The sequence below is a fragment of the Sphingomonas sp. genome, from assembly GCF_019746015.1.
Classification (GTDB): Bacteria; Pseudomonadota; Alphaproteobacteria; order Sphingomonadales; family Sphingomonadaceae; genus Sphingomonas.
Window position 1 is genome coordinate 1 of sequence record NZ_JAIESM010000008.1, and the last position, 15,980, is coordinate 15,980.

At 69.7% G+C, this 15,980-nt stretch carries 16 protein-coding genes; 12 read left to right on the plus strand and 4 right to left on the minus strand.

The genetic code is table 11. The features are described 5' to 3' along the window. Positions 1-271 precede the first annotated feature (271 nt). The 3 genes from K2Y03_RS01240 to K2Y03_RS01250 are packed head-to-tail and all read left to right on the plus strand — an operon-like array spanning position 272 to position 1,967. Positions 272-1,168 (plus strand): tetratricopeptide repeat protein, encoded by an 897-nt coding sequence (locus K2Y03_RS01240; RefSeq protein WP_294087648.1) that lies wholly within the window; start codon positions 272-274, stop codon positions 1,166-1,168. Beyond that, positions 1,168-1,785 (plus strand): LON peptidase substrate-binding domain-containing protein, encoded by a 618-nt coding sequence (locus tag K2Y03_RS01245; protein WP_294087650.1) that lies wholly within the window; start codon positions 1,168-1,170, stop codon positions 1,783-1,785. The genes K2Y03_RS01240 and K2Y03_RS01245 overlap by 1 nt, the downstream gene beginning before the upstream one ends. Next, the gene (locus tag K2Y03_RS01250; RefSeq protein WP_294087652.1) at positions 1,782-1,967 is read left to right on the plus strand and encodes a Trm112 family protein; all 186 of its coding nucleotides are present in this window, start codon (positions 1,782-1,784) and stop codon (positions 1,965-1,967) included. The genes K2Y03_RS01245 and K2Y03_RS01250 overlap by 4 nt, the downstream gene beginning before the upstream one ends. 161 nt (positions 1,968-2,128) lie before the next feature. Here the strand turns inward: K2Y03_RS01250 and K2Y03_RS01255 are convergent, their stop codons facing one another. After that, the gene (locus K2Y03_RS01255; protein ID WP_294087653.1) at positions 2,129-3,346 is read right to left on the minus strand and encodes a UbiH/UbiF/VisC/COQ6 family ubiquinone biosynthesis hydroxylase; all 1,218 of its coding nucleotides are present in this window, start codon (positions 3,344-3,346) and stop codon (positions 2,129-2,131) included. Between the two features lie 151 nt (positions 3,347-3,497). Between K2Y03_RS01255 and K2Y03_RS01260 the strand changes: the two genes are divergently transcribed. The 4 genes from K2Y03_RS01260 to ribA all read left to right on the plus strand — a co-directional run bounded on the left by K2Y03_RS01260 (position 3,498) and on the right by ribA (position 8,564). Continuing rightward, on the plus strand, positions 3,498-5,774 hold the full coding sequence (locus K2Y03_RS01260) for a DNA translocase FtsK 4TM domain-containing protein (RefSeq protein WP_294087655.1): 2,277 nt from the start codon (positions 3,498-3,500) through the stop codon (positions 5,772-5,774). A gap of 85 nt (positions 5,775-5,859) precedes the next feature. Further along, positions 5,860-6,465, plus strand: coding sequence for an outer membrane lipoprotein carrier protein LolA (locus K2Y03_RS01265; RefSeq protein ID WP_294087658.1), 606 nt, complete (start codon positions 5,860-5,862; stop codon positions 6,463-6,465). Between the two features lie 223 nt (positions 6,466-6,688). Beyond that, a complete protein-coding gene (locus K2Y03_RS01270) occupies positions 6,689-7,480 on the plus strand; it encodes an exodeoxyribonuclease III (RefSeq protein ID WP_294087660.1) in 792 nt (263 codons plus the stop codon). Between the two features lie 25 nt (positions 7,481-7,505). After that, complete coding sequence (gene ribA / locus K2Y03_RS01275) at positions 7,506-8,564, plus strand: GTP cyclohydrolase II (RefSeq protein ID WP_294087662.1); 1,059 nt, start codon at positions 7,506-7,508, stop codon at positions 8,562-8,564. 110 nt (positions 8,565-8,674) lie between these two features. Here the strand turns inward: ribA and K2Y03_RS01280 are convergent, their stop codons facing one another. Continuing rightward, the gene (locus K2Y03_RS01280) at positions 8,675-9,343 is read right to left on the minus strand and encodes an HAD family phosphatase (RefSeq protein ID WP_294087663.1); all 669 of its coding nucleotides are present in this window, start codon (positions 9,341-9,343) and stop codon (positions 8,675-8,677) included. Next, a complete protein-coding gene (locus tag K2Y03_RS01285) occupies positions 9,340-10,017 on the minus strand; it encodes a YggS family pyridoxal phosphate-dependent enzyme (RefSeq protein WP_294087664.1) in 678 nt (225 codons plus the stop codon). Before K2Y03_RS01285 ends, K2Y03_RS01280 begins: the two co-directional genes overlap by 4 nt. A gap of 22 nt (positions 10,018-10,039) precedes the next feature. Between K2Y03_RS01285 and K2Y03_RS01290 the strand changes: the two genes are divergently transcribed. Then, positions 10,040-10,573 carry a thiamine phosphate synthase gene (locus tag K2Y03_RS01290; protein WP_294087665.1) on the plus strand — a complete coding sequence of 178 codons (534 nt, stop codon included), beginning with the start codon at positions 10,040-10,042 and terminating at the stop codon, positions 10,571-10,573. On the opposite strand, the gene K2Y03_RS01295 is transcribed toward K2Y03_RS01290, so the two are convergent. Then, positions 10,570-11,262: a hypothetical protein gene (locus K2Y03_RS01295; protein WP_294087666.1), complete on the minus strand. Its 693-nt coding sequence runs from the start codon at positions 11,260-11,262 to the stop codon at positions 10,570-10,572. The two genes, K2Y03_RS01290 and K2Y03_RS01295, sit on opposite strands and share 4 nt — an antisense overlap. Positions 11,263-11,488: 226 nt before the next feature. Between K2Y03_RS01295 and K2Y03_RS01300 the strand changes: the two genes are divergently transcribed. From K2Y03_RS01300 to holA, 4 genes are read left to right on the plus strand one after another with little or no spacing between them, the layout of a single operon-like run. Next, positions 11,489-11,920 carry a DUF3576 domain-containing protein gene (locus K2Y03_RS01300; RefSeq protein WP_294087667.1) on the plus strand — a complete coding sequence of 144 codons (432 nt, stop codon included), beginning with the start codon at positions 11,489-11,491 and terminating at the stop codon, positions 11,918-11,920. Between the two features lie 3 nt (positions 11,921-11,923). Continuing rightward, positions 11,924-14,443: a leucine--tRNA ligase gene (gene leuS, locus K2Y03_RS01305; protein ID WP_294087668.1), complete on the plus strand. Its 2,520-nt coding sequence runs from the start codon at positions 11,924-11,926 to the stop codon at positions 14,441-14,443. Continuing rightward, positions 14,440-14,937, plus strand: a complete 498-nt coding sequence (lptE, locus tag K2Y03_RS01310; RefSeq protein WP_294087669.1) for an LPS assembly lipoprotein LptE — start codon at positions 14,440-14,442, stop codon at positions 14,935-14,937. The genes leuS and lptE overlap by 4 nt, the downstream gene beginning before the upstream one ends. Next, positions 14,934-15,938, plus strand: coding sequence for a DNA polymerase III subunit delta (holA, locus tag K2Y03_RS01315; protein WP_294087670.1), 1,005 nt, complete (start codon positions 14,934-14,936; stop codon positions 15,936-15,938). The genes lptE and holA overlap by 4 nt, the downstream gene beginning before the upstream one ends. Positions 15,939-15,980: the final 42 nt, after the last annotated feature.

Consider the following 15,980-nt stretch of genomic DNA (forward strand, 5'->3'; position numbering starts at 1 on the left):
AGGGATTCGAACCCTCGACCCCAACCTTGGCAAGGTTGTGCTCTACCCCTGAGCTACGCCCGCTCTGGCGCCATCGACGGGCCGCGCGGTGGCGGCCCGGAGGTGAGGGCGGGCTGTTAGCACCGGAATTTGGCGCTGCCAAGCCCTTTCGCGGTGCGCACGAAAAGCCTTGGCTTGGGCGCCGCGACCGCCCACATAGCAGACATTGTTCAACCACAGCAGCGCGCCGGGGGGCCGGCGCGGCATGGAGCAAGACTTGGCCACTTTGGGCATGAGTGCCGCCGATCGCGAGGCAATCGCCGCGTTCCGGCGCGATGTTGTCGAACCGTCGATGAGCGAACTCGTCATCATCGATTTCTGGGCGGAATGGTGCGGGCCGTGCAAGGCGCTGAAGCCGGTGCTGGAAAAGGTCGCCGCCGCTTATGCCGACAAGGGCGTGCGGCTGGTGCCGATCGATACCGACAAGAACCAGTTCATCGCCGCGCAGTTCCAGGTGCGCTCGATTCCCACCGTCTATGCGATGTTCCAGGGCCAGCTGGTCGCGGACCTGACCGGCGCGCGCACCGAAAGCCAGCTGCGCGCAACGCTCGACCAGCTGCTGCGCCAGCTGCCGATCGAGGGGCCGGGCGCCGAGGCCGAGGCCGAGCTGGAGCCGCTGATCGCGATGGGCGAGCAGGTGCTGGCCGAGGGCGACGCGGCGCGCGCGCTGTCGATCTTCGACCAGATTGCCGAACTGGCGCCCGATCATCCCGCCGTGCTCGCCGGGCGCATCCGCGCGCTGGTGGCGCTGGGCCAGACCGACGAAGCCGCCGCCGCGATTGCCGCGCTGCCGCCGGAAGTGGCAAAACTGCCCGAAATCGCCCGGGCGGAAGCGGCGCTGACGCTGGCGCGCGAGTCGCAGCCGGTGGGCGATCTCGCCGCGCTCGCCGCGCAGGCCGCCGCCAATCCCGCCGACATGGACGCGCGGCTGCAGCTTGCCGGCGGGCAGATGGCGGCGGGCGACCATCAGGCCGCGGCCGACACGCTGCTGGCGATGATCGCCGATGATCGCGAGTGGAACGACGGCGCCGCGCGCCAGCGGCTGCTGAAGCTGTTCGAGGTGGTGGGGCTGGAGGATCCCTGGGTGGCGGCGACGCGCCGGCGCCTGTCGGCGATCCTGTTCGGCTGATGGGCGCGCAGTCCACGCGGCTGTCCATCTTCCCGCTGCCGGGCGCGCTGTTGTTCCCGCGCATGCATTTGCCGCTGCATATTTTCGAGCCGCGCTACCGCGCGATGGTCTCCGATTCGCTGGCGCGCGATCGCCGCATCGGCATGATCCAGCCGCGCGGGGGCGGCACCGTGCCGCCGCTGTTCGACATTGGCTGCGCCGGCAAGATCGCGCAGTTCGAGGCGCTGGACGATGGCCGGTTCAACCTGGTGCTGGAGGGGCTCGCGCTGTTCCGCATCGTGCGCGAGCTCGACGTGACGACGCCGTTCCGCCAGGTGGAGGCCGAATTGCTGCCCGCGCCCGATATGGAGACGCTGCCGCACGCCGCGCGCGCCGCGCTGGAGGCCGAATCGCGCCGCTTCGCCGATGCCCAGGGCTATGCGGTGGACTGGGATTCGGTCAGCCGCCTCGACGACGAATCGCTGGTGAACGGCGTCGCCCAGATCGCGCCGTTCGACGTGGCGGCAAAACAGGCGCTGATCGAGGCGCCAAGCCTGGCTGACCGCGCCGAATTGCTGACGCAGCTGATGGCGTTTTTCGGCCGCACCGATGGCGATGATACGGCGACGCTGCAATGAGCGGCAAGGCACTCGACCCCTGGCTGCTCGAACGGCTGGTCTGCCCGGCGACGCGCACGCCCTTGCGGCTGGACGAGGCGGCGCAGGAACTGGTCAGCGATGCCGCCGGCCTTGCCTATCCGATCCGCGACGGGGTGCCGGTGCTGCTGGTCGAGGAAGCGCGCCGGATGGGTGAGGAATAGTTTTTTGCTTTGCTCGGGCGGTGCCGGCCCGCTTCCCCACCCGGGGCACCCCACAAAATAGTACTTTGTGGGGACCCCGACGGCCTCCCATCGGCAGTATCGTGTAGGAGGCCGGGTGGGGGAGCGGGCTGGTGCCGCTTCAGCGAAGCTGAATTAAGACTCTAAGCCAGCTCGCCCGCCAGCAATTTGGGCAGGTCGCCAAATTCGCCCCGCGCCTCTGCCATGAACAGCCCCTTGAGCGGCGGCAGCGCCTGCACGGCGCTGAGGCCCAGGCGCCGGACCGCGCTCGCCGCGCCGCCGGGAATGCCGAACAGCCGGTTGAGCCCGTCGGTGGCGGCGGCGACCATGAAGGTGTCGAGCCCGCGCCAGCGTTCATAGCGGGTGAGCAGCTGCGCATCGCCCAGATCGAGCCCCAGCCTTTTGCCCTCCACCAACACCTGGGTCAGCGCGGCGACATCGCGCAGGCCAAGGTTCAGCCCCTGCCCGGCAATCGGGTGGATGCCGTGGCCCGCATCGCCCACCAGCGCGAGCCGGGTGGCGGTGAGCTTGGCGGCGTGGTGAAAGCCCAGCGGATAGGTGCTGCGCGGCGACAGCGCCGAAAGCGTGCCGAGAAAGCCGCCCATCTTCTTTTCGGCCTCTGCCAGGAAGGCGCGGTCGGACAGTTTCAGCATCCCCGCCGCATCGCGGTCTGCCACCGTCCACACCAGTGCAGACCGGTTGACGCCGTCGCGCGGCACCAGCGGCAGAATGGCGAAGGGGCCGGCGGGATAGAAAATCTCGAACGCGCAATTCTCATGGGCATGTTCGTGCGCGAACGCAGTGATGATGGCGTTATGGGCATAGCGCCAGCGCGCAATCTTCAGGCCGGCGGCCTCGCGCGTCGGCGAATTGCGCCCCTCGGCCGCGATCAGCAGCTCGGCGCGAACGTGGCGGCCATCACTCAGCACGGCGGAAACGGCGGCATCGTCGCGCGCAACGCTGGTCGCGCGCGTCTTCATGCGCAGGTCGATATGCTTGGCCGCCTGCGCTGCATCGTTCAGGGCAATGCGCAGCGCGCGGTTTTCATACATCACGCCCAGCGCATCGCCCGCGTCATCCGGCGCGAAATCGAGCGCGCCGGGGGCCAGCCCGTCGCTCACCCGGATCGAGGCGATCGGGCAGCCCAGCCCCTGCAGCCGCGCGCCCACGCCGATCGCGTCGAGCATCCTGCCGCTCGCGCTGGCGATGGCGGAGGCACGGCCGTCAAAGCCCGGCGACAGCGTGTGCGCCGGGTCGGCGGGATCGACCACGATGCTGGAAATGCCGTGCGCATCGAGCGCGAGTGCCAGCGTGCAGCCCACCAGCCCGCCGCCCAGGATCAGAACATCAGCCTTGCTCATCACCGCCGGTCATAGCCCGCCGGGCGGCCGCTGCCAACGCCGCATGGCGCGGGGGCTGGCGGCGGCGCGCATCATGGCGCATTACCATGCTTGACGTCATCCGCGCCGGGGGTGATGGTGAACAACCTGCGAACATAACGGGAGTTCGGACATGGCAAGCGTGCAGCCGCCGCTATGGCGTGAAACCGTGCGGCACGGCGCGCGGCGCAGCGGCGCGCTGGTCGGCGCGATGCTGCTGGGCTTTGCCGCGTTGCTGCTCGTGCTGGCGCTGGCCAGCTATCACCCGGGCGATCCGTCGCTGTCGACCGCCGCCGGCGGCCCGCCGCGCAACTGGCTGGGGCGGCCGGGCGCCATGATTGCCGACGCGCTGCTCGCGCTGCTGGGGGTGGCGGGCGCGCTGGCGGTGCCGCCCGTGCTGCTGTTCGCCAGCCGGCTGTGGCGCGACGTGCCGCTGGGCGCATGGCGGCGGATGATGGCCAAGGCGCTGGCCGGCATCGTGCTGCTCGGCATGGCGGTGGCGCTGCTGTCGCGCGGCGCGGTGGATGCGCTGCCCGCCGGCTATGGCGGGGTGCTGGGCCTGGCACTGGCCAAGGCGGCCGGGCTGGCGCTGGCGCTGATCGAGGATCCGGTGATTGCGCTGTGGGCCGGGCGCGGCTTGGCGGCGCTGGTCGCGCTGCTGGGTTTTGCGCTCTACTGGCGCGCGTTCGAGATCGACGCCAGCCTGCCGCGCTGGCCCGCGCGGGCAGAGCGCGTGGCGGCCGGGCCGGAGGCAGTGGATGACACCGATTATGCGCCGCCCGCCCCCCGCATGCCGCGCCCGGTGGCGGTGCCCGAAACCCGCCCCGCCCCGGTCATCGCCGAGCGCAGCAGTGCGAGCCCCGCGCCACCGCGCGCACCGCGCCAGGCCGCGTTCGACCTGGGCGACAAGACCAAGCTGCCGCCCGTTGATCTGCTGACGCCGGCGCCGCCCGCGCCCGGCAATGCGATCGACAAGCCGGGGCTGGAGCGCAATGCCCGGCTGCTCGAATCGGTGCTCGACGATTTCCATGTGAAGGGCGCGATCGTAAATGTGCGCCCCGGCCCCGTCGTCACCATGTACGAACTGGAACCGGCCAGCGGCATCAAGGCCAGCCGCGTCATCCAGCTGGCCGACGATATCGCCCGCAACATGTCGGCCGTGTCGGCGCGCGTCGCCACGATTCCGGGCCGCACGGTGATCGGCATCGAGCTGCCCAATGCCCGGCGCGAGTCGGTCGGCCTGCGCGAGCTGATCGAGGCGGCAGGCGAGCAGGCCGGCGCGCTGCCCATCGTGCTGGGCAAGAACATCGCCGGCGATCCGGTGATCGCCGATCTGGCGCCGATGCCGCATCTGCTGGTGGCCGGCACCACCGGCTCGGGCAAGTCGGTCGGCCTCAACTGCATGATTCTCTCGCTGCTCTATCGGCTGCGTCCCGATGAGTGCCGGATGATCATGATCGACCCCAAGATGCTGGAACTCAGCATGTACGACAACATCCCCCATCTGCTGGCCCCGGTCGTTACCGATCCGGCCAAGGCGGTGCGCGCGCTGAAATGGGCGGTCGAGCAGATGGAGGACCGCTATCGCCAGATGTCGTCGCTGGGGGTGCGCAATCTCGCTGGCTTCAACGACAAGGTCCGCCAGGCCCGCGCCAAGGGCAAGCCGCTGGGGCGGCGTGTGCAGACCGGCTATCATCCCGAAACCGGCCAGCCGGTCTATGAGGAGGAACCGCTCGATTATCAGGTGCTGCCGCAGATCGTGGTAATCGTCGACGAGCTGGCCGACCTGATGATGACGGCGGGCAAGGAGGTCGAGTTCCTCATCCAGCGGCTGGCGCAAAAGGCGCGCGCGGCGGGCATCCACCTGATCATGGCAACGCAGCGGCCGTCGGTCGATGTCATCACCGGCGTCATCAAGGCAAATCTGCCGACCCGGATCAGCTTCCATGTCACCTCGAAGATCGATTCGCGCACCATTCTGGGCGAACAGGGTGCCGAACAGCTGCTCGGCAAGGGCGACATGCTCTACATGCCCGGCGGTAAGGGAATCGTGCGCGTGCACGGGCCGTTCGTCAGCGATGACGAGGTGCGCGCGGTGGCCGACCATTGGCGCGCGCAGGGCCAGCCCGATTACATCACCTCGGTCACCGAGGAGCCGGAGGAAGACTTCCCTTTGGATGGACAACCTTCGGGTGACGATTCGCCCGAGGAGCAGATGTATCGCGCCGCGCGCCAGCTGGTGATCGAGAGCCGCAAGGCCTCGACCTCGTGGCTGCAGCGGTCATTGCGGATCGGCTATAATACGGCGGCACGGCTGATGGACCGGCTGGAGAAGGAAGGCGTCGTCTCCAAGCCCGACCATGTCGGCCGGCGCGACGTGCTGCTCGATGAAGATGGCAGGCCGCTGTAAGTAGAGCGTCTCGTTTACACATTCATTGGTGGTTCAACGCCGACAGGCTATGCCGCGACAGCAATGCTTGCCAAAGGATAACCCATTGAAACGCGGTTTGTTTGCGCTTGCCGGACTGGTGATTGCCGCGCCGCTGGCGCTGGCCGCCGACAGCCTGTCGCTGGTGCAGGCGCATCTGGCCGCGGTCGACACGATGACCGCCGATTTCACCCAGACCGGGCGCGACGGGCGCACGGTGTCGGGCGTGCTGACGCTGAAAAAACCCGGGCGCATCCGCTTTCAATATGAAAAGGGCGTGCCGATCCTGGTGGTCGGCGACGGCAAGTCACTGTGGTTCCTGGATTATCAGGTCGGCCAGAAACAGCGCTGGCCGATCGACGACGCGCCTTTGGGCGTGCTGCTCGACCCGTCGAAGGACGCGACGCGCTATGCCAAGATCGTGCCCGGCGCCGATCCGGGGCTGGTGCAGGTGGAGGCCGCCGACCCCAAACACCCCGATTACGGGCGCATCACCCTGGTCTTTCAGCGGCAGCCGGGTACGCCGGGCGGGCTGCAGCTGCAGGGCTGGACCGCGCTCGACGCGCAGAGCAACCGCACGGTGGTGCGCCTGAGCAACCAGCGCTTCAACCAGCCGGTGAGCGACGCGACCTTCCGCTTCAACGAACCGCGCGCGGCCGCCCCGCGCCGCTGACCGTTTCGTTCATCCTGCCGACAGCTTTGCCCGGCTAATACGGCGTGGCGAGCGGGAGAGCCGCCGGGTTTGCCCCCCTGTTGCCCGGCCCTCAATCCCGTTCTGCCTGCGTGACGAACGCTAGGTCGGCCCTCGTTCCATGCCCCCGGGACGAGGGCCTTTCCATGGCCGGGCGCCGCGCTGCGGGTCTGGTCTGGCGGCGCGGGAGGTTCTACAGCGCGGCATGGCCATTACCCGCATCGCTTCGTGGAACATCAATTCGGTCCGCTTCCGCCTGCCCATTGTCGAGCAGTTTCTGCGCGATGCGGCGCCCGACATCCTGTGCCTGCAGGAAACCAAGACGATCGATGCCGAATTTCCGGCCGCCGCCTTCGCAGCGCTGGGCTATACGCACCAGCTGCTCAACGGCCAGCGGATGCACCACGGCGTTGCCATCGTCTCGCGCGTGCCGCTCACCGAGATCGAGCGGCATGACTGGCAGGCCAATGGCGAAGCGCGCCACATCGCCGCGCGGCTGCCCGGCGGCCAGCGGCTCGACAATGTCTATATCCCCGCCGGCGGCGACATTCCCGACCGCGAGGCCAACCCCAAATTCGGCCAGAAGCTCGATTTCGTCGAGCGGATGACGCGCTGGTCGGAAATGCTGGCCGAGCCGACCGTGCTGGTCGGCGATTTCAACATCGCCCCGCTCGAAGCGGACGTGTGGAGCCACAAGCAGCTGCTCGACGTGGTCAGCCACACACCGGTCGAGGTCGCAGCACTTGGCGCGATGCAGGCGGCGCATGGCTGGGTCGATCTGGGCCGCCGCTTCGTGCCGGCGCCGGCGCGGCTCTACACCTGGTGGAGCTATCGCGCGAAGGATTGGGCGGCGTCCGACCGGGGCCGGCGGCTGGACCATATGTGGGCGAGCCCCGCCCTTGCCGAAACCGCCACCGCCCACCACGTGCACGAAGCGTGTCGAAGCTGGCTCAAACCGTCGGACCATATCCCGATCGTGACCGAGTTCGACTGGTGACGGCGCGGGTGGCGAGCGTCAGCCGGTGAGCGCGCGCGACACCGCCCGCGCGATCGACGCGCTGCGCCGGGGCTGGCCGGTGGCGCTCGCGCTGCCGTCGGGCCGGATGGCGCTGTTGCCGATCGAAACGGCGGACGCAGTGCGGCTGAACGATTTCGACCCCGCCGGCACCGCGCCGGTGCTGCTCTCCGCCGGGCGTGCCGAGACGCTGAAGCTGACCAACCAGCGCGCCGCCGCCGCGCCCGATTGCCCGGTGCTGATCGACCGCGCGCCCTGGCTCGATTTCGACGCCGCGGTGGCGCTGGCCGATCCGCAATTCGATCTGTTGCACCCGCTACAGGGGCCGTATCGTGCCATCGAGCTGGCCGACCCCAATGGCGCGCGCTGGGCGCTGCGGCTGGCGCGGATTGCCGGGCTGCTGCCCGCCTTTTTCGTGCGCGCCGGGGTACAGGCCGAGGTGGAACTGACGCCGGACGATATCGACGCGCATGAGGATGCCGCCCGGCTGATGATCGCGGCGCGGGCGCGGCTGCCGGTGGCGCAGGCCGAACAGGCCGAGCTGGTCGCCTTTCGCAGCCCCGAAATGGCCGGCGAGCATGTCGCGCTCGTCATCGGCATGCCCGATGGCCGCCCGCCGCTGGTGCGGCTGCACAGCGAATGCCTGACCGGCGATGTGCTGGGCAGCCTGAAATGCGATTGCGGGCCGCAGCTCGACGCCGCGATTGCCCGCATCGCGCAGGAAGGCTGGGGCATCCTGCTCTATCTGCGCCAGGAAGGGCGCGGCATTGGCCTGATCAACAAGCTGCGCGCCTATCAGTTGCAGGATCAGGGGTTCGACACGGTCGACGCCAATACGCGGCTGGGCTTTGCGGTCGACGCGCGCAATTTCCGCGTGGCGGCGCGGATGCTGGCGCTGCTGGGGCAGGAAAAGGTGCGGCTGCTCACCAACAATCCCGACAAGGTGGCGACGCTGGCCGCCGCCGGCATTGCGGTCGCCGAGCGGGTGCCGCACAGCCTGCCGCCCAACCCCCACAATGCCCGCTATCTGGCAACAAAGCGCGACCGCACCGGGCATCAGTTTTGATCCGGTTTCAGCGTTGCTGAAACGGCGGCGGTACCGGCCCGCTCCCCCACCCGGCCACCCAACGGCAGTATTCTATGGGTGGCCGGGTGGGGGAGCGGGCTGGTGCCGCCTCAATTTCCCGAAATCCCCAGCACCCGGGCCAGCGTGGCGAAATCGCCGACCACTTCCGCCACGCCAAGCTCGCGCAGCACCGCGTCGTGGCCGGGGCCGCAATGGGTGGCGGCGCTGAGGCCGATCACCCGCGCGCCGGAGGCAAGCGCCCCGGTCGCGCCGACGGGCGAATCCTCAATGATCACCGCCTCGGCAATCGGCACGCCCAGCGCATCGGCGGCGTGCCAGTAAAGATCGGGGTTGGGCTTGCCGCGCGCGACATGCTCCTTGCCGCTGTAGAGATGGGGGCCGAACGCATCAGCGAGGCCGATATGCTCCAGATGGCGCGCGATCCACGCGGTGCTGCTCGACGAGGCGATCGCGCGCGGCAGGCCGGGCGGCAGCGCGCGCACGAAATGGACCGCGCCCGCCACCGCATCGATGCCGGCCGCCCAGATGCGCTCATCCTCCGCGCGCCGCTTTTCCCAGAAATCGGCGGGCAGCGGCGCGTTGATCCAGCGCTCGATCGCGTCGGTAAAGGCCGCGCCCGACAGGCCCATGAAACGCGCCATCGCCTGTTCGGTGGTGGTGGGATAGCCGGCCTCGGTCAGATAGCGAGCGACCTGCGCATTGCCGGCAAATTCGCTTTCGATCAGCACGCCGTCGAAATCGAAGATCAGCGCCTTCATGCGCGGGGCCCGAACAACGCGGTGCCAACGCGGACATGGGTGGCGCCGATGGTGACCGCGGTTTCGAAATCGCCCGACATGCCCATGCTGAGCCCGGGCAGGCCATGGTCGCGCGCCATCTTGGCGAGCAGCGCGAAATAGGGTGCGGGCTCAACCGCCGCCGGGGGCAGGCACATCAACCCGGCCACCGGCAGCGCCGCCGCCCGCGCCTCGGCGAGCAGCGCGGGCAGGTCGGCCGTGGCGACGCCGCCCTTTTGCGCTTCGTCGCCGATATTCACCTGCACGAAACAGGCCGGGCGCCGGCCTGCCTTGTCCATCGCGCGGGCAAGCGCCGTGACCAGCGACAGCCGGTCGACCGAATGGATCGCGTCGAACAGCGCGACCGCGGCTTCCGCCTTGTTCGATTGCAGCTGGCCGATCAGGTGAAGCGCGAGGCCGGGGGTCGCTTCCTTCAGCGCGGGCCATTTGTCCGCCGCTTCCTGCACCCGGTTCTCGCCGAACACGCGCTGGCCGACGGCGATCAGCGGCGCGATGGCGTCGGCCGGCTGGGTCTTCGACACCGCGATCAGGCTGATGTCGGCGGGCGCGCGCCCTGCGAGTTTGGCGGCGCGGGCAATCGCGGTCTGGATGTCGGCAAGGCGCTGGGCTGCCAAGGGCTGTTCCGGGTCGGTCATCGGCGTTGCTATAGGGGGGGTGATGCGACGCGACCACCCCAAGCAACTGCCCCGAACCTGGCTGATGACCGATGCCCGGCTGGGCGATGCGCTATGGGCGGCGCTGGAACGCCTGCCGCGCGGCAGCGGGGTGGTGTTTCGCGATTATGATCTGCCGCCCGCTGCCCGCCGCGCGCGCTATCTGGCGGTGCGGGCAGTGGCGCGGCGGCGGCGGCTGGTGCTGGTGGTGGCGGGCGCGCTGCCGGCGACGGGCCGGGTGGACGGGCGCCATGGCCGCGACCCGCGCCGCACACCGGGCCTGAAGACCTGGCCCGCGCACAACGTGGCCGAAGTGATCAGCGGGTGCCGCGCCGGTGCCAACCTGATCTTCATCTCGCCGGTGTTCGCCACCGCCTCCCACCCCGGCGCGCGCGCGCTGGGCCGGGTGCGCGCGATGCGGCTTGCCGCGCTGGCGCCGGGGCGAGCGATCGCGCTCGGCGGCATGGACAAGGGGCGATTCGCCGGCCTTGGCCAGCGCTTCATTGGATGGGCGGCGATTGACGGGTGGCGCGCCTAGAAGCGCAGCGCGGTACCGATATAGATGGCGCGGCTGTCCTGCCGGCTGTCGATCCCGCGATCGACGCGGTAGCGCTGGTCGCGGTAACGCACGCCGGCGGTCAGATCGACATGCTTCGACAGGCGATAGGCGCCGCCGACATCGATCAGCCCCAGACCGGCACCCGCCTCGGTCGGGCCAAGTCGCGCGGTCGAGACGGGCTCGCTGGCCACATGCAGCCGCTCGGCACCGGGCGCTGCCGCCGGGAGGCGCGCGCTGGTTTCGATGAGCGCGATCCGCGCCCCTGCGGCCGGCTTCGGCTCTGCGGGCAGCGCGAACTTCTGCCAGCCGAGCGACGTGCCCAGATTATAGCTGATCGGCGCGACCGAACCCAGTGCCGGCGCTTCCGGCTGGCTGGCGCGCGGCTCGACCTGAACGACAAAGGCCGAGCGGGCACGCACTGCCACCGTCACCGGGCGGTTGCCGGCGCGCGGCGATTCGGCCGGCGTGAAGCGATAGGCGCGTGTCCCCGTGCCGGTCTTCGCCAGCAGCGCGGCAAGCTTGGGATCGGCAGAGGCGGGGGTGAAGCCGGCAAGCGGCGCCACGATCGCCGTCGCGCCTGCGCGATCCGGTGCGCTGAACGCCGGCACGGCAAGGCACAGCGCAAGCGCTGATCCTGCAACCGTGGCGATGGCGAGTCGAAGCGACACGAGAAACACCTTCCTTCTACGCAATATTGCCTAGCATGAAGCATTTGGCAAATACCACCACGCCCCGTGGATTTACCGCCAGTGTTGCGCGCGGCACACAGCGGGCCGAGTCGCAAAGGCCAGCGCCGGGCAAGCTGGGGCACGCGGGCCGCAGCGCGTGCTTGCGGCGCCCCCGGCTCGCCCTATAGAAGGCGTTCGTTACTTGCCACACTCAGGATGCCCCATCATGCGCCACGCCCTGGCCCTGCCGCTTGCCCTGCTGATCGCGCTGCCGCTTGCCGGGTGCGGCAAGGGCAGCCGCCCGCGCGGCGAACTGGCCGCCGCCCGCGTCACCACCATCGGCGTGAACAGCTATTTGTGGCGCGCCGCACTCGACACGCTGAGCTTTATGCCGCTGCTGCAGACCGATTCGAACGGCGGCGTCATCGTCACCGACTGGTACGCCAATCCCGCAGCGCCAGCCGAGCGGATGAAGGTGACGGTGTCGATCCTCGACCAGGATCTGCGCGCCGATGCCGTGCGCGTGGCGGTGCAGCGCCAGATCAACCGCGACGGCAACTGGGTGGACGCGCCGGTGCGCGCCGCCACCGCGCAAAAGCTGGAGGATGTCATCCTCACCCATGCGCGCGACCTGCGCCGTGCCGCGCTGCCTGGCTAAGGCATGGCGACCCGTTTCAACGCGCTGAAGGCCGACAGCGCCTGGCAGGCCATCTGGGAAGAGCGCACAACCTTTGTTGCCGACAGCGCCAGCCCGCGCCCGCGCGCTTATGTGCTGGAGATGTTTCCCTACCCCTCGGGCCGCATCCATATGGGGCATGTCCGCAACTATACGATGGGCGACGTGCTGGCGCGCTATCGGCGGATGAAGGGTTATGAAGTGCTCCACCCGATGGGGTGGGATGCGTTCGGCATGCCGGCCGAAAATGCGGCGATGGAAAAGGGCGTGCACCCCGGCGACTGGACGCGCGCCAACATCGCCGCGATGCGCCGCCAGCTGAAGCGGCTGGGCCTTGCCATTGACTGGAGCCGTGAGCTCGCCACCTGCGAGCCCGATTATTACGGCCAGGAACAGGCGCTGTTCCTCGACCTGTTCGCAGCCGGCCTCGTTTATCGCCGCGAATCGGCGGTGAACTGGGACCCGGTCGACATGACCGTGCTGGCGAACGAACAGGTGATTGACGGGCGCGGCTGGCGATCGGGCGCGCTGGTCGAGCGGCGCAAGCTCAACCAGTGGTTCCTGAAGATCACCGATTTTGCCGACGATCTGCTCGATGGGCTGGGCGAGCTGAAGGACTGGCCCGAAAAGGTGCGGCTGATGCAGGAAAACTGGATCGGGCGCAGCCAGGGGCTGGGCTTCCGCTTCGCGCTGTCGGATGGGGGCAGCGTAGAGGTGTTCTCCACCCGGCCCGACACCATCTTCGGCGCAAGCTTCGTCGCGGTCGCGGCCGAACACCCGATTGCGCAGGCCGCCGCTGCCAGCGATCCGGCGGCCGCCGCCTTTATCGAGCAGTGCCGCCAGGGCGGCACCACGGCGGCTGAGCTGGAAACGCAGGAAAAGCTTGGCCACCGGCTGGCGATCACCGCCACCCATCCGCTCGACCCGGCCTGGCAGCTGCCCGTCTATATCGCCAATTTCGTGCTGATGGATTATGGCACCGGCGCCGTGTTCGGCGTGCCCGCGCACGACCAACGCGACTTGGATTTCGCGCGCAAATATGGCCTCACGGTCACGCGCGTGGTGTCCGACGGGGCCGAGGATGCGCCCGATTTCGCCGGCGACACCGCCTATTCCGGCCCCGGCACCATCGTGAACTCGCACTTCCTCGACGGCATGGACATTGAGGACGCCAAGCGCGCCGTCATCCAGCGGGCCGAGGGCGAGGGCTGGGGCGAAGGGCGCACCGTGTTCCGCCTGCGCGACTGGGGGGTGTCGCGCCAGCGTTACTGGGGCACGCCCATCCCGATCATCCATTGCGACGCGTGCGGCGCGGTGCCGGTGCCGCGTGACCAGCTGCCGGTGGTGCTGCCCGAAGATGTGAGCTTCGACATTCCCGGCAACCCGCTGGACCGGCACCCGACTTGGAAACATGTCGCCTGCCCGAGCTGTGGCGGCGCGGCGCGGCGGGAGACCGACACGCTCGACACCTTTGTCGATTCGAGCTGGTATTTCCTGCGCTTTGCCAGCCAGCCGGCGGACCAGCCGTTCGACCGCGCCGAAGTGGCCGGCTGGATGCCGGTCGGCCAATATATCGGCGGGGTGGAACATGCCATTCTCCACCTGCTCTATGCCCGCTTCTGGACGCGCGCGCTGAAAGCGATCGGCAAGCTGGACATTGCCGAGCCCTTTGCCGGGCTGTTCACCCAAGGCATGGTGACGCACGAAACCTATCGCCGTGCCGATGCCGAGGACGGCGCCGGCTGGCTTTCGCCGGAAGAAGTGACGCGCAGCGACGCCGGCATGGTGATGCGCGATGGCGGCGCACCGGTAGAGGTTGGCCGCGTCGTCAAAATGTCCAAGTCGAAGAAGAACGTCGTCGATCCCGATCCGATGTTCGATGCCTATGGCGCGGATGCGGTGCGCTGGTTCATGCTTTCCGATTCGCCGCCCGAGCGCGACCTGCCGTGGAGCGAGGCGGGGATCGAGGGGTGCTGGCGCTTCGTCCAGCGGCTGTGGCGGCTGTTCCAGCCCGAGGACGGGAGCGGCGCCGAGGACATGGCGCTGCGCCGCAAGACGCACCAGACCATCGCCGGGGTCGCGGGCGACATCGAGGCGCTTGCCTTCAACAAGGCGGTTGCCCGGCTCTATGAGCTTGCCAACGCCATCGAGCGCGCCGCGCCCGGCCCCGACCGGGAGGCGGCGATCGAGGCACTGCTACGGCTCGTCGCGCCGATGGTGCCGCATGTGGCGGAGGAAGCCTGGGCGCTGCGCGGCCATGCCGGGCTGATCGCCGATGCGCCCTGGCCGGAAATCGACCCCGCGCTGCTGGTCGACAGCGAGGTGACCATCGCCATCCAGGTGAACGGCAAGCTGCGCGACACGCTGACGGTGGCGCGCGGCACCGACAAGGCGGCGCTGGAAGCCGCCGCGCTGGCCAGCGACAAGGTCGTCCGCCTGCTCGACGGCAAGCCGCCCAGAAAGGTGATCGTCGTGCCCGACCGGCTGGTCAATCTCGTCGCATGAGGACGCCCGCGCTCCTCCTCGCGCTTGCGCTGCTGCTCGGCGGCTGTGGCCTGCGCCCGCTTTATGGCGGCGGGGGCGGCGGCAAGGTGGCGCAGATGCTGACCCAGATCGACGTCGCTCCCATCGAAGGGCAGGCCGGCTGGCTGGTGAGCAATGCGGTGCGCGACCAGCTCGGCCGCGCCGGCACCACGCCGCTTTACCGGCTGGAAGTGAAGCTCGATGACAAGATCAGCGGCCTGGGCGTGCGGCGCGACGACACGGTGACGCGCGAACGGCGGACGCTGCGCGCGCGCTATCAGCTGATCGACCTGGCCAATGGCACTGTGCTGCTCGACGCGACTGCCGGCTTTGACGCGGGGATCGACGTGGTCGGCTCCGAATATGCGACGATCGCGGCGGAGAATACCGCGCTCGAACGGCTGTCGAAGATCGTCGCTGACCAGATTGTCGCGCGGGTTGCGCTCTATGCCGAGCGCGCCGGCCGCAGCGAGTGAAGGCGGCCAATCTCGCGCAGCTGCACGCCGCGCTCGACCGGGCCTCGGCGCGGCTGTTCCTGCTCCATGGCCCTGATGAATCCGCCGCCGACGAGCTTGCCGCGCGGCTGGCGGCAGCAATGGGCCCCGATGCCGAGCGCGTCGACCTGGAGCCCGCCGCGCTGAAGGCGGACCCGGCGCTGCTGGCGGGGGAGGCAGCGGCGCTCTCGCTGTTCGGCGGCCGGCGCCATATCCGCGTGCGCGGCGCCGGCGAAGACTGCGCGGACGCCGCCGAGCGGCTGCTGAGCGCCGATGTCGCCGGCAATCCGGTGGTGATGATCGCGCCGGGAGTGAAGGCCAGCGGCAGGCTGGTCAAGCTGGCGGTCGCCGCCGGTGAGGCGGTCGCCCATGCCTGCTATGTGCCGACCGGCGCGCAGGCGGTGGACGTGGCGCGCACTTTGGGGGGCGCGGCCGGGCTGCGCCTCGACGCGCGGCTCGCCGAGCGGCTGGTCGCGGCATCGGGCGGCGACCGTGCGGTGATGGCGCGCGAGGTCGAAAAGCTCGCGCTCTATCTCGACGCCGATCCGACGCGCCCCGCAACGCTCGACGATGCCGCGCTCGATGCGATCGGCGCCGATCTGGGCGAGGCCGATGTGACCAGCGCCGTCAACGCCGCGGTTGCGGGCGACGCGGCGGCACTGGGCGCCGAGCTGGCGCTGCTGAGCGACACCTCCCCCATCCCCCTGCTGCGCGCGCTGGTGCGCCGGCTGATGAGCCTTGCCGAGATGCAGGCCGAGGTGGCGGGCGGCGCCAGCGTGAGCGAGGTGATGAAGCGCCACCGCGTGTTCTTCAAGGAAGAGGCCGCGACCGCGCGCGCCATCCGCGCCTGGCCGCCGGCGCGGCTGTCGGCGGCGATCGACCATCTGCGCGAGGCCGAGCGCAGCCTGATGGCGCGCGCGCCCGATGTGACGGCGGCCGCCGCCGCCCTCGCCATTGCGCGCGCGGTGCGCCGGGGCGGCTGAGTAAAAGTTGGCGGTGCCGGCCCGCTCCCCCACCCGGCCTCC

Excerpts from the sequence above, each read along its gene's own strand:
- K2Y03_RS01260 (WP_294087655.1), top strand. The coding sequence starts at position 3,498 with ATGGCAAGCGTGCAGCCGCCGCTATGGCGTGAAACCGTGCGGCACGGC.
- K2Y03_RS01270 (WP_294087660.1), top strand. The coding sequence starts at position 6,689 with ATGGCCATTACCCGCATCGCTTCGTGGAACATCAATTCGGTCCGCTTC.
- K2Y03_RS01290 (WP_294087665.1), top strand. The coding sequence starts at position 10,040 with ATGCGACGCGACCACCCCAAGCAACTGCCCCGAACCTGGCTGATGACC.
- K2Y03_RS01240 (WP_294087648.1), top strand. The coding sequence starts at position 272 with ATGAGTGCCGCCGATCGCGAGGCAATCGCCGCGTTCCGGCGCGATGTT.
- K2Y03_RS01250 (WP_294087652.1), top strand. The coding sequence starts at position 1,782 with ATGAGCGGCAAGGCACTCGACCCCTGGCTGCTCGAACGGCTGGTCTGC.
- K2Y03_RS01280 (WP_294087663.1), bottom strand. The coding sequence starts at position 9,343 with ATGAAGGCGCTGATCTTCGATTTCGACGGCGTGCTGATCGAAAGCGAA.
- K2Y03_RS01285 (WP_294087664.1), bottom strand. The coding sequence starts at position 10,017 with ATGACCGACCCGGAACAGCCCTTGGCAGCCCAGCGCCTTGCCGACATC.
- K2Y03_RS01245 (WP_294087650.1), top strand. The coding sequence starts at position 1,168 with ATGGGCGCGCAGTCCACGCGGCTGTCCATCTTCCCGCTGCCGGGCGCG.
- K2Y03_RS01255 (WP_294087653.1), bottom strand. The coding sequence starts at position 3,346 with ATGAGCAAGGCTGATGTTCTGATCCTGGGCGGCGGGCTGGTGGGCTGC.
- leuS (WP_294087668.1), top strand. The coding sequence starts at position 11,924 with ATGGCGACCCGTTTCAACGCGCTGAAGGCCGACAGCGCCTGGCAGGCC.
- K2Y03_RS01300 (WP_294087667.1), top strand. The coding sequence starts at position 11,489 with ATGCGCCACGCCCTGGCCCTGCCGCTTGCCCTGCTGATCGCGCTGCCG.
- lptE (WP_294087669.1), top strand. The coding sequence starts at position 14,440 with ATGAGGACGCCCGCGCTCCTCCTCGCGCTTGCGCTGCTGCTCGGCGGC.